The 16,619-nt window shown below is 34.7% G+C and carries 16 protein-coding genes; 4 read left to right on the top strand and 12 right to left on the bottom strand.

What is annotated here, in order from left to right:
• Nucleotides 1-15: 15 nt before the first annotated feature.
• From rpmB to recR, 8 genes are all read right to left on the bottom strand, one after another.
• Entirely contained in the window at nucleotides 16-255 is a 240-nt protein-coding gene (gene rpmB, locus B2Z27_RS09430; protein WP_036155860.1) for a 50S ribosomal protein L28, read from the bottom strand.
• Nucleotides 256-324: 69 nt separating this feature from the next.
• On the bottom strand, nucleotides 325-1,575 hold the full coding sequence (locus tag B2Z27_RS09425; protein WP_286813465.1) for a competence/damage-inducible protein A: 1,251 nt from the start codon (nucleotides 1,573-1,575) through the stop codon (nucleotides 325-327).
• Complete coding sequence (locus tag B2Z27_RS09420; RefSeq protein WP_058105693.1) at nucleotides 1,575-1,913, bottom strand: Hpt domain-containing protein; 339 nt, start codon at nucleotides 1,911-1,913, stop codon at nucleotides 1,575-1,577. Before B2Z27_RS09420 ends, B2Z27_RS09425 begins: the two co-directional genes overlap by 1 nt.
• Nucleotides 1,913-2,524: a fumarylacetoacetate hydrolase family protein gene (locus B2Z27_RS09415; protein ID WP_286813464.1), complete on the bottom strand. Its 612-nt coding sequence runs from the start codon at nucleotides 2,522-2,524 to the stop codon at nucleotides 1,913-1,915. Before B2Z27_RS09415 ends, B2Z27_RS09420 begins: the two co-directional genes overlap by 1 nt.
• 6 nt (nucleotides 2,525-2,530) lie before the next feature.
• On the bottom strand, nucleotides 2,531-3,445 hold the full coding sequence (locus tag B2Z27_RS09410) for a carboxypeptidase-like regulatory domain-containing protein (RefSeq protein WP_058105691.1): 915 nt from the start codon (nucleotides 3,443-3,445) through the stop codon (nucleotides 2,531-2,533).
• A 2-nt stretch (nucleotides 3,446-3,447) separates the two neighbouring features.
• Nucleotides 3,448-4,224: a 3'-5' exonuclease gene (locus B2Z27_RS09405; protein ID WP_058105690.1), complete on the bottom strand. Its 777-nt coding sequence runs from the start codon at nucleotides 4,222-4,224 to the stop codon at nucleotides 3,448-3,450.
• 165 nt (nucleotides 4,225-4,389) lie between these two features.
• Nucleotides 4,390-5,832: a 2-oxo acid dehydrogenase subunit E2 gene (locus B2Z27_RS09400; RefSeq protein ID WP_286813463.1), complete on the bottom strand. Its 1,443-nt coding sequence runs from the start codon at nucleotides 5,830-5,832 to the stop codon at nucleotides 4,390-4,392.
• Nucleotides 5,833-5,922: 90 nt separating this feature from the next.
• A complete protein-coding gene (gene recR / locus B2Z27_RS09395) occupies nucleotides 5,923-6,543 on the bottom strand; it encodes a recombination mediator RecR (protein ID WP_058105688.1) in 621 nt (206 codons plus the stop codon).
• A gap of 195 nt (nucleotides 6,544-6,738) precedes the next feature.
• Here recR and B2Z27_RS09390 point away from each other — a divergent pair, with 195 nt between their 5' ends.
• A complete protein-coding gene (locus tag B2Z27_RS09390; RefSeq protein ID WP_286813462.1) occupies nucleotides 6,739-8,226 on the top strand; it encodes a sodium:solute symporter in 1,488 nt (495 codons plus the stop codon).
• On the opposite strand, the gene B2Z27_RS09385 is transcribed toward B2Z27_RS09390, so the two are convergent.
• From B2Z27_RS09385 to B2Z27_RS09370, 4 genes are all read right to left on the bottom strand, one after another.
• Complete coding sequence (locus B2Z27_RS09385; protein ID WP_286813461.1) at nucleotides 8,223-8,582, bottom strand: CoA-binding protein; 360 nt, start codon at nucleotides 8,580-8,582, stop codon at nucleotides 8,223-8,225. The two genes, B2Z27_RS09390 and B2Z27_RS09385, sit on opposite strands and share 4 nt — an antisense overlap.
• Nucleotides 8,583-8,973: 391 nt before the next feature.
• Nucleotides 8,974-9,984 (bottom strand): 3-oxoacyl-ACP synthase III family protein, encoded by a 1,011-nt coding sequence (locus tag B2Z27_RS09380; protein ID WP_286813459.1) that lies wholly within the window; start codon nucleotides 9,982-9,984, stop codon nucleotides 8,974-8,976.
• Between the two features lie 109 nt (nucleotides 9,985-10,093).
• On the bottom strand, nucleotides 10,094-11,401 hold the full coding sequence (locus B2Z27_RS09375) for an ABC1 kinase family protein (protein WP_286813458.1): 1,308 nt from the start codon (nucleotides 11,399-11,401) through the stop codon (nucleotides 10,094-10,096).
• Nucleotides 11,402-11,416: 15 nt separating this feature from the next.
• Nucleotides 11,417-12,070 carry a TetR family transcriptional regulator C-terminal domain-containing protein gene (locus B2Z27_RS09370; RefSeq protein ID WP_286813457.1) on the bottom strand — a complete coding sequence of 218 codons (654 nt, stop codon included), beginning with the start codon at nucleotides 12,068-12,070 and terminating at the stop codon, nucleotides 11,417-11,419.
• Between the two features lie 355 nt (nucleotides 12,071-12,425).
• Here B2Z27_RS09370 and htpG point away from each other — a divergent pair, with 355 nt between their 5' ends.
• From htpG to B2Z27_RS09355, 3 genes are all read left to right on the top strand, one after another.
• Nucleotides 12,426-14,309 (top strand): molecular chaperone HtpG, encoded by a 1,884-nt coding sequence (htpG, locus tag B2Z27_RS09365; protein WP_286813456.1) that lies wholly within the window; start codon nucleotides 12,426-12,428, stop codon nucleotides 14,307-14,309.
• A gap of 97 nt (nucleotides 14,310-14,406) precedes the next feature.
• Nucleotides 14,407-15,816 carry a hypothetical protein gene (locus B2Z27_RS09360; protein ID WP_286813455.1) on the top strand — a complete coding sequence of 470 codons (1,410 nt, stop codon included), beginning with the start codon at nucleotides 14,407-14,409 and terminating at the stop codon, nucleotides 15,814-15,816.
• A gap of 161 nt (nucleotides 15,817-15,977) precedes the next feature.
• Entirely contained in the window at nucleotides 15,978-16,613 is a 636-nt protein-coding gene (locus B2Z27_RS09355) for an MOSC domain-containing protein (RefSeq protein ID WP_286813454.1), read from the top strand.
• Nucleotides 16,614-16,619 lie beyond the last annotated feature (6 nt).

Here is a 16,619-nt window from a genome sequence, read left to right as displayed (position 1 = left end):
GCTCTATTTTCCAGATTACTTAATTACGAATCCTTTTGCTTTTGCTTCTTTTAAAACAGCAGATATTCCTTTCTTATTGATACTCTTTAAAGCTCTTGTAGAAACTTTAAGTGTAATCCAACGGTCTTCTTCTGGAATGTAAAAACGCTTCTTAGATAGATTTACATCAAATCTTCTTCTCGTTTTATTAATTGAAAACGAAACATTGTTTCCAAACATCGCCTTCTTTCCCGTAATTTCACAAACTTTTGACATCGTGCTGACTTTTTCTTTTAAACAGGGTGCAAATTTATATCTTTTTTATCGTTCCAACAACAATAAAGTTCACATTTTTAAAATTTCTTTTTGAAGCAGCTCAAATGCCTTATTTACAGACTTTTCCACAACGCGTTCTCTTGTACTTCCCATTTGAAATTTTTGCACAATTTGTGACTTAGGACCATCAATTGCAATAAATACTGTTCCAACATCTGCTTTTGAGTCTCCTTTTGTAGGTCCTGCATTGCCTGTTGTTGCAATTGCAAAATCAGTTTTCATCAATTTTTTGGCACCTTTTGCCATGGCAACGGCAACCTCTGCACTTACCACAGAATAGTCTTCTACTAATTTGACCGGTACTTTTAGCACATTAATTTTAGTCTCGGTAGCATAACTGACCACGCTCCCCTTAAAATACTTGGACGCCCCAGGTATTGAAGTTATTTTCTCTGCGATTTTTCCTCCTGTAAAACTTTCGGCAGTAGATAAGCTCAAACTTTTATCAGTCAACATTTTAGCTACCAACTCTTCTATACTTTGATCATCTTCCAAACCAAAGACAATATCTTTTATTAAAGGATAAAGTTTGCCTATCTCTGCATCCATAGCAGTTGCCAGTTCACTATAATTTACACCTTTACCGGATAGCCTTAACCTAACCTTGCCCAAATTTGGAAGATATGCCAATTTTATATTCTTGGGCAATGCATCTTCCCAAGCTTCTATTTTTTTAGCAATAGCACTTTCTCCCATACCATAGGTAACCACTGTTCTATGAATAATATGTGGTCTTTTATAATATGCTGTCAATTTAGGAATTACCGACTTGGTCATCAAATGCTTCATCTCAAACGGTACACCTGGCATAGATATAAATGTAACATTGCCCTGTCTGATCAACATTCCTGGAGCTGTGCCATTTGCATTATGCAATACCTCTGCCTTACTAGGCACTAAAGCTTGCATTCTATTAATATCGGAAATGGGGGTATTGCTGATGTATTTTGCAAAAAGCTCTTCTACATGAGCTAGAACCTGCGCATTCTCTACAAGTTCATCATTAAAAAACTCACACAAAGTGTGTTTAGTAATGTCATCTTTGGTGGGTCCCAGACCGCCGGTAATTATCACAACATCAACGCGCTCAGATGCTTCTTTAAAAGCATTCAACATATGAACCCGTTCATCTTGTATAGATGTTATCTGATAAACCGAAATACCAATTTTATTGAGTTCTTTTCCTATGAAAGCGGAATTGGTATCTACAACTTGGCCAATGAGAATCTCATCGCCAATGGTAATAATTTCAGCGAGCATTATAACTGAAAGTCATTTTTTAGTTCTGCCACTACTTGATTAATATCTGTCTTAAGTAATGGAAATTTTGTCTCGATCTCAGCCATATTCGCCTCTTGTTTACCAAGGGTCTCAATCTCCAAGGCTATGGCACGTGTTTGCTCCATACCCAACAAATCTACGTTAGGTTTAATTTTATGGGCCAATTTATACACTTGATCATGGTCTTTAGCTTGCAAGGCATTCTCTAAAGCTTCTAAATCTTCGGGCACTTCTTCCAAAAAAACAGAAATAACAGAATTTATAAAATCCTGATCTCCTTCTGCCATCTCATTAATCTTATCAAGGTTATAAATCATTATTTAATTTTTAAGGTAAAAAGTTCTTTATCTTCCAAACTCCCCGAAAGATAGTCATTTGGACTTATTTTGCCAACACCGGCCGGAGTTCCTGTAAAAATAATATCTCCTTTTTTCAACATAAAGAATGTTGACACGTAAGCTATAATCTCATCGACCTTCCAAAGCATTAAACTTGTATTGCCTTTTTGCACCACCTCATTGTTCTTTACCAACGTAAAATTTAAGTCGTTGATATTTTCAAAATCGGTTTTTGGTAACCACTCCCCTATTACAGCTGCACCATCAAAACCTTTGGCTTTCTCCCATGGCAAGCCTTTTTCCTTTAGTTTAGATTGTAAATCTCTTGCCGTAAAATCTATACCTAAACCAATTTCATCGTAATAGGTGGGTGCAAATTCTTTGCTAATATGTTTTCCTACTTTCTTGATCTTCACCAAAACCTCAACTTCATAATGTACATCATTTGAGAATTCCGGAATATAAAAATCTTGTTGTTTTGGCAACACCGATGAATCTGGCTTTATGAAAACAACAGGCTCTTCTGGTCTTTCATTTTCCAACTCATTGATATGGGCCGTATAATTTCTACCTATACAAATAATCTTCATTTCAATCTATCTTTTCTTCGACAACTTTAAACTTACCGCAGGTATTAAATTCTCATTATTACCTGGCGCCTTAATTGCAAAATCACTCCACTCTCCCATACCATAAACCATGGTCTTAAAATTTTGGTTTTTCTGATATACTGCAGCAAAGGTAGGTGCAAATCTATCTTCAACAACTTTTTTGTTGGTGATAGCATGTTTATAGGTATTTGTATACCAATTATAAGGCAAGAACAACCATTCTAACCCAATATAAATACCCTCATCGGGCATTTTGATGTTCATACTAGATAAATCTATAGATACAAAATCCTCAGTTTTAGAACTCTCCAGAATTATACTTTTACGTATTAAATCATGGTTTGGTTTCTGCGTTTTCTTATCTACATCATACACCCTAAGCCTAAATTTAGATGATGCTCTTTTAAATTTACTATTCTGCTGTACGTGAATGGTTATTTTCTCAATAAATTTTTTAGAAGCTCCTATATTTGGAAAATACAATGCCAATACCCAAGGAGTCTCTGCCGATGAAAATCCACTTTTTATACTATATGAGCTCACCGGGTTCAATACCTGAGAATCTCCCAAGCTTTGCGACACCACCACTTCCTCAAGCTCAAAAGTTTCTTCTTTAAGATGAATCTTCTTTTTTTGAGAAATAATTTTAGCCGGTATTATGGTGTCCTTAAAACCAAGTGCCGAAATATGCACCTCACGCTCCAAGTAAGATTCCGGTACGTCTATATAAAAGTAGCCGTCTTCATCACTTGAAGTTCCTTTAAGTGTTTTTAAAAAACTAACATTGGCATAAGGTACGGGTGTTTTTGTCTTCTCATCTAAAACATGCCCTTCAACCAAAACCTCTTGAGCATGAACAGTACCAAAAATCAATAAAAAAATTATTAATAGAGTACGCATGATCAACTCAACTTGTTGTTTAATTTGCTCAATTTAATCTGAGTAAGTATTTTTTTGGTGTACAATGGAAAATCGGCATTTAACATCCATCCAAAATAACCAGGTTCATTTTCCAATACCGCATGTACTTTTTTGCCTTTGTGTTTACCAAAAGCAAATACCTCTTCGCCATCTTCATCCAATGCAATAAAACCTGCGAAATCAACCGATTGTTTTCTTCTAGAAAATTCCGATAGTTTTTTAACGTTATTTTCCAAATCCGGATACCTGTCCAATTGGGAAAGCAAAACTTCGTAAGTGGCATTGGTATCGGCTGCCGCACTATGCGCATCGGTAAGTTCTTTGTCACAATAGAATTTATATGCAGCTTCCAAAGTACGCTTTTCCATTTTATGAAAAATGGTCTGCACATCTACAGATACCGTGTTTTTCATATCAAAATCAATATCTGCCCGCAACAATTCTTCCGCTAACAATGGAATATCAAACCTATCTGAATTAAAACCTCCCAAATCACTATCCTTGATCATTTTATAAATTTCCTTAGATAGTTCTTTAAAGGTTGGCTCATTGGCAACCTTCTCATTTGTTATTCCATGAACGGCAACTACCTCTTCAGGTATTGTCATCTCAGGATTTACAAGCCAAGTTTTACTCTCCTTATTTCCGTTAGGGTATACTTTTAATATTGCAATTTCAACAATACGATCTTTTGCTACATTTACCCCTGTTGTTTCCAAATCAAAGAAACAAATTGGTCTGGTAAGCTTTAATTCCATACAAGTTCTACTTTTAACAAAGATACCTTTTCGTTTTTTAGGCACATAAATTTAGTATTGATTAATTTTATTTATAGACATAACACCTAAACAATCAGCATTATAACAAAAAAACACCTTGCTATAACATATAGCAAGGTGTTATCAACTAGTAATTAATTATTTCTATACTTCTCTATTCAAATCCCAATTTTCAAGATAATCTGCTACCGCCTTGGCAAACATACTACCTAAAGCCCCATTGACCACTCTATGGTCATAACTATGGGATAAGTACATTTTACTACGCACCGCAATTACATCTCCTTCCGCAGTTTCTATTACCGAAGGAATTTTTCTTATAGCACCCAATGCCAATATACCTACTTGTGGCTGATTAATAATGGGAGTTCCAAAAACACTACCAAACGTACCAACATTGGTAACCGTATAGGTACCACCTTGCACCTCGTCTGGTTTTAAGGCATTGTTTCTAGATCGGTCTGCCAAATCATTTACAACTTTAGCTATACCTAATAAATTTAATTGATCTGCATTTTTAATTACAGGTACGATCAAATTGCCATCCGGTAAAGCAGCGGCCATACCTATATTAATATTTTTCTTTTTTATTACGCTATCGCCATCAACAGAAATATTCATCATAGGATATTTCTTCAAAGCCTTGGCCACAGCTTCCATAAAAATAGGTGTGTAGGTAAATTTCTCTCCTTCCCTTTTAAAGAACGCGTCCTTTATTTTATTTCTCCAAGTAACAATATTAGTTACATCTACCTCTATAAAACTTTGAACATGTGCAGATGTGGAAACACTGTCAGTCATATGTTTGGCAATCAATTTCCCCATTCTTGACATTGGTATAACCTCATCTCCTCGAGAAACCTGTGTTTTAGGTTTTTCAGAAGTTGGGGCTTGCGTAGATGCTGTAGCGGGGGCTACCTTTTCCGGAGCTGGTGGTGCCGTTACTTTTTCTTCTACCGGTGTAGATACCTTTTCTGGTGCTGCCACTTTTTGTGATACCGCTACCCTTTCTTGAACAGCTGCTCTTTCTGGTGTAGAAATTCTTTCTACAGGCTTACTTTCTCCCTTTTTAACGTAGTTTAGAATATCGTCTTTGGTTACCCTGCCGTCTTTTCCGGTTCCTGTAATAGTCTCCAATTCATCAAAAGAAATACCTTCTTGTCTTGCTATATTCTTTACCAATGGAGAATAAAAGCGATCTGAAGTTCCGTTCAATTGCGCTACAGATGTTTGGGCCCTAGCATGCATAACGGCAGATTCTGCTGCAGATACCATTTCTTGTAACACAGGCTCTTCCGTTTCAACTTCTTTATCCTTTTGCTCAGGTTCTGCTATTTCAACATCGCCACCTACCTGTATTATTGCTACCGTTTGCCCAACTTCAACAACATCATCAACATTGAAACATTTTTCAATTAAAACACCATCTACCTCACTAGGCACTTCACTATCCACTTTATCCGTAGCAATTTCGAAAATGGGCTCGTCCATTTCAATCGTATCACCTACCTCCTTCAACCATGATGTCAATGTTGCTTCTGCAACACTCTCTCCCATTCGTGGTAGTTTCAATTCAAATTTTGACATATCGATAATTTAAAGCTTGTTTTGTTTGTAATTTTTACAAAAATAATAAAATAAATACCTTTTTATTGATACTTAACTAAAAATCAAGAGTTAATCTTGCCGAAGCGACCCTTCAAAGGGCACTCTGTTCAAAATACTTCTCCCTAAGGTAACCTCATCTGCATATTCCAACTCATCACCAACGGCTATACCTCTTGCTATTGTAGAGGTTTTAATTTCAAAACCCTCAATTTGTCTAAAAATATAAAAATTGGTGGTATCGCCCTCCATTGTAGAACTCAACGCAAAAATCAACTCCTTTATTACGCCATTCTTCACTTTGTCTACCAGGGTCCCTATTTTCAAATTTTGTGGCCCAATACCTTCCATTGGCGAAATCTTACCTCCTAGAACATGGTACTTGCCTCTAAATTGACCGGTATTTTCTATAGCCATTACATCCCTAATATCCTCTACCACACACACCAATGCGTCATCTCTTTTTGGGTTGGCACAAATTTCACACAACACCGTATCAGAAATATTATGGCAATTTTCACAAAATTGAATTTTACTTCTTAAATCCAATAATGAGGTAGCCAAATTGCTTGTACGCTGTTCTGGTTGCTTTAAAAGATGAAGCACCAGCCGTAAAGCTGTACGCTTACCTATACCTGGCAACTGCGAGACTTCATAAACCGCATTTTCCAATAATTTAGAAGAAAATTCCATAGTTAAATATGGGTATAAATTTACGATTAAACTTATTAAGGGTATCGTATAGTTTTCTTAAAATTTAACATTAAACCGTATCATTGCTACCTATGGGCACCATTTCAAGTCTCCAAAGACATACTTCTTTTACAGTTTATAACAACTTATAAATGGTCATTTAACTTTTTGTAATTTGCCGGCAAATTTCAATTTATGAATGCCTCTCATATTCTATTGCTCATTTCCGGTTATTTCGTTTTACTGCTGGTCATATCTTATTTTACCGGCAAAAACGATTCTAACGAAGATTTTTTTAAAGCCGGTAAACAATCTCCATGGTACTTGGTTGCTTTTGGTATGGTAGGAGCGTCATTATCCGGGGTTACCTTTATTTCTGTTCCAGGTTGGGTAGATGCTTCTCAATTTAGTTATATGCAGGTTGTACTCGGGTACTTTTTAGGCTATCTGGTTACCGCATTTGTATTACTACCAATTTATTATAAACAGAATGTAACTTCTATTTACGAATATCTAGATAATAGATTTGGTTTTGTGAGCTATAAGGTTGGCGCCATTTCTTTCTTTATTTCTAGAGTACTTGGTGCGGCTTTCCGTCTATTTTTGGTTGCAATAGTTTTACAACAATTTGTTTTTGATGCATGGAACGTTCCTTTTGAGATTACTGTAATTTTATCTATTCTACTCATCTGGATATATACTTTTAAAGGGGGAATTAAAACAATTGTCTGGACAGATACCTTACAAACCCTATTCATGTTGATTTCTGTGGGACTCTCCATATATTTTATTCTTGATAAAATGGACTGGACCTTTATTGAATTTTTAAATTCTCAAGAATTAGGGCAATACAGCAAAACTTTCTTTACCGATGACCTTTCATCTAAAAATCATTTAGTTAAATCTTTTCTTGGTGGTATGTTCATTACGATATGTATGACAGGACTTGATCAAGATATGATGCAAAAGAACCTTACTTGTAGAAATTTGGGGGAAGCACAAAAAAACATGGTAAGTTTCAGTGTTGTGCTTGTAGTCGTCACTTTTGTATTTATGCTTTTGGGTGCTTTATTATTCATCTATGCCGATGCTCATAATATAGCCTTACCACTTATGGATGGCGCACCAAAGTCCGACCTATTGTTCCCCGAGATTGCACTAAACAGTGGTCTTGGCATAACAGTAGCCGTAACCTTTATGCTCGGTTTAATTGCAGCAGCATATAGTAGTGCAGATAGCGCACTTACCTCTTTGACCACTTCTTTTTGTGTAGATTTTCTTAATACCGAAAAAAAACCGGAATCAGTAGCTAAAAAAACACGTAGAATTACCCATATTGGCATGAGCATACTTCTAATCATCGTGGTAATTTCCTTTAAATATATTTTAGATAGAAATGTTATTGATGGCTTACTAACTGTAGCATCATATACCTATGGACCTCTGCTAGGCTTGTTTTCTTTTGGAATTTTCACAAAGCACCAAGTGAAAGACAAATATGTATGGATCGTTGCACTTGTTTGCGTCTCTATTATTTTACTTTTGGCTAAGTTACCGGCATCATATTTAAGCGGATACGTATTTGGCTACGAACTTTTGCCATTAAATGGACTACTTACCTTTGTAGGATTATGGTTTATTCGTAAGAAAAATACATCTCCGGATATAGGTGACATTGCCTAATATTGCCCGGTACTTAACAGTACTAAAGTACAGGCAACTTCAGGTTCTATATTATTATTTATCAATATGTTATAAAACTCTGGGTTTTCTGTACCAGGATTAAAAATAACCCGTTTAGGCGCTAACGATACAATGCTATTATAATATTCTTCTTGTCTTTTTGGGTTTATATATAGGGTTATTGTATGAATATCATTAATTTTGTCTAACTTATTACTGATATTGACTCCTGAAACCTTACCTTCCCTTAAACCAAAGGCAAAGGTTTCCACCCCCGAATCTACCAGTCTATGTATTGCTAAATTGCTATATCGATTTGGTTTTAAGGAGGCTCCGAAAACTAGGGTCTTTTTCATAATAAAAAAATGTTAAAAATGCACTTAATAAGTAACTAATTAGGCAATATTTCGTCTATTAGTAGAGTTAGATACTCTTACGAGTACAAAGATTTTGTTGGTAACGCTATATGTTTATAGTTAATGGTTAGTGTTTAGTATAGCCTATCAGCATTTGAAGCCCGGCTTCCAATTCATTTTGGAATGTCCGGGTTTCTTCTTTTATACCTTATCTCAAAAGAATTTATTTTTATCGCACCGGGATAATATAGTACATGACCGTTCGTAACAATTAGACATTATATACGTCTATTATTATGTATAGTGATATTTAATATAGAAGATTGGTTGGTTTTTTCTTATTGAGTAAAACTATATAGCACCCATGGCAAAACCATGGGTGCTTTATTTTTTACCATCTTATGATTACACTACCCCAGGTAAATCCACTGCCGAATGCAGCCAAGACAACAAGATCACCACTTTTTATCTTACCAGCTTCCCATGCCTCTGTAAGGGCAATTGGAATTGATGCCGCTGTGGTGTTACCGTATTTCATGATGTTATTGAACACTTGATCATCTGTTAACTGAAATTTCTTTTGAATAAACTGAGATATTCTCAAATTTGCCTGGTGCGGTACCAACAAATCAATATCGGTAGCATTTAATTTATTCTTCTCTAAACCTTCCACTATAACCTCACTGAAACGAACCACTGCGTTTTTAAATACAAACTGCCCGTTCATGTAGGGAAAGTAAGATTCATCATTAGGATCGCTATCTTCCATAATATCGGTTACCCATCTATTACCCATACCCGGAGCGATCAATGAAAGTTCTTCCGCATGTTGACCTTCTGAATGCAAATGTGTAGATAATATACCTTTTGTAGTATCTTCTTCTCTTGTAAGTACAGCCGCTCCTGCTCCATCTCCAAAAATTACGGAAACACTTCTACCCCGCGTTGTCATATCTAAACCATGGGAGTGCAGCTCTGAACCTATAACAAGTACGTTTTTGTACATGCCCGTTTTTATATACTGGTCTGCTATGGAAACCGCATATACGAACCCAGAGCATTGGTTACGAACATCTAATGCCCCAACGGTCTTGATCCCTAAATCTCTTTGTACCATAACTCCCGGTCCAGGAAAATAATAATCAGGACTTAAAGTGGCAAACACTATAAAATCTATATCATCCTTATCAATACCAGCTCTTTCAATAGCTATTTTGGCCGCCTTAACACCCATTGTAGTTGTAGTATCGCCATCACCCTTAACTACATGTCTTCTTTCCTTTATACCGGTTCTTTCTTGGATCCAAGCATCATTTGTATCCATCACCTTAGACAAATCGTCATTTGTCACTACATTTTCAGGTACATAATGACCTAAGCCAATTATTTTAGAATTATACATAGTAATTTTTTAATCCTGATCGTTCAGGTTGAATTAGTGTTGCAATATAAACAACTATTAAGAAATCACATTAAAAATATAACCAACACTTGTTATAACTGTTACCTACTTAAAGGTACTTTTTATAGTTATCGACCTTAATATTCGCCTTTAGATCATGAAGTAAATTATACAGACCAAAAAAAGTTCTGTTCATATACAAAAAGTGTTTGGACCCTCTATTACCATTCATCTTTCTTATTTGCTTATCCGATGAAAACTGCTCGCCCAAATCTGCAATCTTAACCCAAAAAACCTCATCACCAAAATCAAAATCTTTTTTATGAAAGGGTGATGTAAACAAACTTAAGAGTTGGTGGAATATAGATTTGAAAAACGTTATTTCTTGTTGAGTATCCGTAGGCATCAAAATTTCAAGTTGATACAATTTTTCAGTAAATATTTTATCATCGGAAATATTTTTTGGATCAGCCAATTCAAAATAAGGAACATAAAAAGCATCTGGCACCTCTTTTATGCATCCGAAGTCTATAGCAATAAGTTCATGGTCTTCACTGACCAAAAAATTGCCCGGGTGCGGGTCTGCATGCACTTTTCGTAAAGCATGGATCTGGTACATATAAAAATCCCAAAGAGCCTGCCCCAACTTATCACCTGTCTCTGGTTCAAAATTAGTCTTTGTAAACTCGCTCAAATGCTTACCGCTCATCCAATCCATAGTGATAATACGCTCACTAGATAAATCAGCATAATAATTTGGAAAATTTATATTGGGAATTACCCTGCAAGCGTCAGTTATTTCCTTGCTTTGAGCAACTTCTAAAATATAATCTGTTTCCTCTACAAGTTTATGTTCAACTTCCTTAAAATATTTATCCGAATCCTTACCCTGTAAATTAAACATACGAATGGCAATAGGCTTAACGATAGCTAGGTCGCTACTTATACTTTGTGCAACACCTGGATATTGAATTTTTACCGCCAAGGTCTTACCGTTTTTTGTAGCTTTATGGACCTGACCAATACTTGCTGCGTTTATAGAATCTTTTTCAAAAGAGTCAAAAACCTCTTCAGGAAACTTACCTAAATATTTTTTAAAGGTTTTTCTAACCAGAGGTGCAGATAAAGGGGGAACTGAAAATTGTGATAATGAAAACTTCTCAACATAGGCATTGGGCAATAAATTCTTTTCCATGCTCAGCATTTGAGCTACCTTTAGGGCACTACCTTTTAAAGATTTTAACCCATCATAGATATCTGCCGCATTGTCTTCGTTCAACTCATCTTTGGTAGTTTCTGGATTGATGATTTTTTTACCAAAATATTTAGCATAGTTACCTCCTATTTTAGCGCCTGTCTTTACTAGTTTACTTGCTCTTTCTATCTTCCCGGTAGGTATTTTATCAAGTGTTTTCATAACCTTTAGATTACATTAGGCAAATTTTTCTTTATAAAGAAATTTTCCAAAATCTAGGATATTCTCTAATGGTGTATTATCGAAAACATCAAAAATTGTATTAACAGATTTCTCAATGGCGACATCTGTTTTTTCAAAAGCTGTAGAATCATCCGATTTCCAAAAATTCATTAAAAATAAGGTCTGCAACCAAGCCCCTTCTGAAAACAAGTGTGGATTATGCTTTGTTATTTTACTAGTCTTTTGCTCATTTCCTTCTGTAATAAGACGTTTGGCGTAATCTTTTACATTTTTTCTAAGATCCTTTAATTGGGCTAGATTTTTCAAAGGACTCTCTTCACGTTCCATGATGTACAATACATAACTTCTATTCAAGGTCAAAACCTCAAAAAAAGTGTAGAAGAACGTAAGCATTTTATCTCTATTGGCATATGATTGATAATCTGCATTTTTTTCTATGACATTGATTGTATTTTCAAAAAAGGAATTCCAAACTCCCTTCTTCAAAGCCTCGATAGAACCGAAATACAAATAAAAATCCGCTTCTTCAATTGCATTGACCTTACAGAACTTATAGACCGTTTTTGGCAAATGTTCATGCTCCAAAACATAATCCATAAACTTGGCTATTATAACTTCTTTAGTAACCTTTTTAGCTTTAGCGCACATATCTTTTTATTTAAAAATGGCAGAAAAAATGAACAGTAGAAAATAGTTCATGTTGGTTTTGTAATAAGAACGTGCCACCTAGCAGTAACACGTTCTTAACAACCTAACCAATAAATAATCAACGTGTGATTGTGTTTGAAAAACTTTTTCATAGCAATTATTCCCAATCACAGAACAAATATACATTATGTTTAACTTTTTTACTTAAAAATTAAACAAAAATATTTGTTAAACTTTTACGACCCTTCAACTGTCAGTTTGTCACTCTTACCTACTATGGTATTTTTTTTGTCCTTACCCGTGAAGCAAACATTTAACAATGGCCACGATGAATGTGGCATAAAACATATAAAAAATGGCAACAGGTAAAATTAATGTGTCGGTAGACAACATTTTTCCACTGATTAAGAAATTCTTGTACAGTGATCATGAAATTTTTCTAAGAGAACTCGTTTCTAACGCAACAGATGCAACTTTAAAATTAAAGCATTTGACCTCTATTGGAGAAGCCAAAGTAGAGTATGGCAACCCCATCATTGAAATTAAGGCGGATAAAGAAGGTAAAAAACTTCATATCATTGACCAAGGTCTTGGTATGACAGAAGATGAGGTTAAAAAATACATTAACGAAGTAGCATTTTCAGGCGCAGAGGAGTTTTTGAACAAGTATGAAGATACTGCAAAAGATTCTGGAATTATTGGTCATTTTGGTCTAGGATTCTATTCTGCATTTATGGTAGCACATAAAGTAGAGATCATTACAAAAAGTTACAAGGACGAACCTGCGGTACATTGGTCATGTGACGGTTCTCCGGAGTTTGTAATGGAACCGGCAGAAAAAGAAACCCGTGGAACAGAAATAATTCTTCATATCGCAGAAGACTCAACCGAGTTTCTTGAAGACAGCAAGATCAGCGGTTTGTTAAGCAAGTACAACAAGTTTATGCCTATTCCAATTAAATTTGGAATGAAAACGGAAACTTTACCGAAACCGAAAGATGCAAAAGAAGATGACCCAGCTCCTACCCAAGAAGTAGATAATATCATTAACAACCCTAACCCAGCTTGGACAAAACAACCGGCTGATTTAGAAGCAAAAGATTACCAAGAATTCTACAGAGAATTGTACCCAATGCAATTTGAGGAGCCATTATTCAACATTCATTTAAATGTTGACTATCCTTTTAACTTAACGGGTATTCTGTATTTCCCTAAATTAACAAATGATCTTAATGTACAGAAAGACAAAATTCAGTTATACCAAAATCAAGTTTTCGTAACAGATAACGTTGAAGGTATTGTTCCTGAATTCTTGACTATGTTACGTGGAGTTATAGACTCTCCAGATATTCCGTTAAACGTTTCTCGTTCTTATTTACAGGCTGATGGTGCCGTTAAGAAAATATCTTCTTACATCACCAGAAAAGTTGCCGATAAACTAAACTCTTTGTTCAAAAACAACAGAGAAGATTTTGAAGCTAAATGGAACGATATCAAAATCGTTATTGAATACGGAATGTTGTCCGAAGATAAGTTCTTTGACAAAGCAGATAAATTTGCACTTTACCCAACCGTAGATGGTTCATACTTTACATATGATGAGCTATTGGAAAAAATTAAAGATGCACAGACAGATAAAGATGGTAAAACCGTAATTCTGTATGCTTCCGATAAAGAAGCGCAACACAGCTATATTGAAACAGCAAAAGCTAAAGGCTATGAAGTATTGCTATTAGACTCACCAATTATTGGTCACCTAATGCAAAAACTTGAAGGTTCTAAAGAGAACATATCTTTTGCTCGTGTAGATGCAGACCATATAGATAAGTTGATCCAAAAAGAGGAAACTCAAATCTCTAAACTTTCAGATGAAGAAAAAGAGACTTTGAAAAAAGAATTGGAAGAAGCTATTACAGATAAAAGCTTTACCGTTCAATTGGAAGCAATGGATAGTGACGCTTCTCCGTTCACCATTACAGAACCTGAGTTTATGCGCCGTATGAAAGAAATGCAGCAGACCGGCGGTGGTATGTTCGGTATGGGAGCTATGCCAGATATGTACAACCTTATCGTCAATACCAATCACCCATTGGTCAGCGAGTTTTTAAATACAAAAACAGCGAAGAAAAAAGAACGATTGATCAATCAATCACTTGACTTGGCAAAGTTGTCCAAAGGCTTACTTAAAGGGAAGGCATTAACTGAGTTTATTAAACGTAGTTATGAGATGGTGAAGTAAGTTCCTTTTCCTATAATTTTCATAAGAGCCACTACATTTTTTGTAGTGGCTTTTTTGTTAAATGTTGTTATCTTTCAGTAAAGAAACTAAGAATTAAATGAGCACTAACTACCGAAGCGTCAATTTCAAAAAATTACTGGATAAGTTACAACAAGAAAGTTGGCAATTAGAATTGATTATCTCTGGTTTTGCAATTTATGGTCTGTTTGCAGCAAACGAACCCTTAGAGTTAAAAGCATCGGAAAGCGTAATTGCGGGAGCAGATGAATTTGGACAATTTTGGGCAATTCTACTTATATGTTGCCAGATTTTTACCTTTAATTTAATTATCCACGTACTTTTAAGAGGTTTATGGATAGGTGCCATAGGTTTAAGATATGTATCCGGAGACATTAATTATTCAACACTTAATTATTCAGAAAAATTTACTTCGTATTTAAAGAAAAAAGTTGGATCATTTGACCGTTACATAGCCAGCCTCGAAGCCTATTGCAGTATCATTTTTGCAGCTTCATTTTTAATGATATTTTATGTTATCGGATTTTTTACAGTAACCATTAGTTTCGTTTTAATTATTCAAAGTTTCGAACTTCTTACTTTTCTTCCAAAATGGGCAATACGAACTATAATTATTACATTCATAATTCCATTTTTTATTTCATCTATATTAGTTTTTATTGACTTTTTGGGTCAAGGGTTTTTAAAAAAGAAAAAATGGACATCAACATTATATTTCCCTATCTATTGGGTGTTCAGTAAACTTACTTTATCATTTTTATATCGTCCATTAGCTTATAATTTTTTAGACAATAAATTGGGTAAACGCTTAAGTTTTATTTTACTTCCCATTTATATAATTATTGTCACGCTCGCTTCATTAGAATATGAAAATTCGAATTATTTAAGTAAAAGAAATAATTCTTCTCAATATCAAATACTAAATGAACACTATAATGATCTATCTAAAGAAGAAGGCAGTTTTATAAATATTGCTTCCTTACCTTCAAAATTAATTGAAACAAATTATCTCCAATTATTTCTATTACATAATAAAGAAATGGAGGATTTCATTTATGATCGAAACAAAAAATTAAAGCCTGAAAAAGACAGGAGAGGATTTCAATCTTCATTAACCATTGATTTTAAAAGTGGCTACAATGATGCTGTCGGAACTAAAGATTCATTAAATCTAAAAAAGTATCTTGAAACTGTTAACGAAATCTACACAATACGAATAGATTCCAACTTATTTAAAAGTGATTTTATCATCAGCACAAATGCAAAAGACAGAATGGGTTTTGAAACTTATTTAAATATTAAAAACTTAGATGAAGGAAAACACATTTTGACTATTACCGGACCAACAAAAGAAAATAAATTGGATTCAGAATCTAAGACTATTGAAAAAGTATTAGTTAACATTCCCTTCTGGTACTTTCCAGAGAACATTTCATCATCTAATACTCAAAATAACAGAATAGCAGCTGATACCATATTAACCAATTAAGACTATAGCTTATTATTGAATTTAGAAATTTGTAAAATTTAAGTATTAAAATCGTTGATTAACGATTCACACAACCTGTTTTCAACCAATTTAATAACAGTTTGGTCAACTTTAAGTAAACCTATTACCATATTTATTGGTGCTTTTTTTATCTTCACCGCATGAAGGTGATTTCTACAAATTTAGGAGACCCGGTTACTTTTGAATGGAACGGTGCCAATGAGCAAACCGGCATCTTTAAATACCCAACATCTACATCGTTATTTTTAACTGAAAATGATGTTAAGAACGATACGGTTATTGACCGTGTACATCATGGCGGTTCCAATAAAGCGTGCTACCTTTTTTCTGCCGATTACTATGATTATTGGAAAAGCCGCTACCCGGATTTGAAATGGGACTGGGGCATGTTCGGTGAAAACCTAACCGTAGATGGCTTAGATGAATCTAAAGTACGTGTTGGGGATATTTACAAAATTGGCGAGGCTATTGTACAAATTACCCAACCACGTGAACCTTGTTATAAACTAGGAGTTAGATTTGGATCACAAAAAATACTAAAAGAATTTATTGACCATAACCACCCGGGCACTTACGTTAAAATCTTAAAGGAAGGTAGCGTAACAAAAGGTGATGAGATAATTTTAGTTGAGCAATCTAAAAACACTTTAACCATTCAGCAATTTTATGAACTAATGTTCTCAAAAGTTAAATCAAGAGATTTACTTGAACTGTTCATGAACAACGAATTTGTACCACAGTACAAGAAAGATAGGTTCAAAAAGTACTTATCTTAATTTTTA

The sequence above is a fragment of the Maribacter sp. UBA3344 genome, from assembly GCF_002362375.1.
In the GTDB taxonomy this organism is placed as follows: domain Bacteria; phylum Bacteroidota; class Bacteroidia; order Flavobacteriales; family Flavobacteriaceae; genus Maribacter; species Maribacter dokdonensis.
This window is presented reverse-complemented; position numbering and strand designations above follow the sequence as displayed.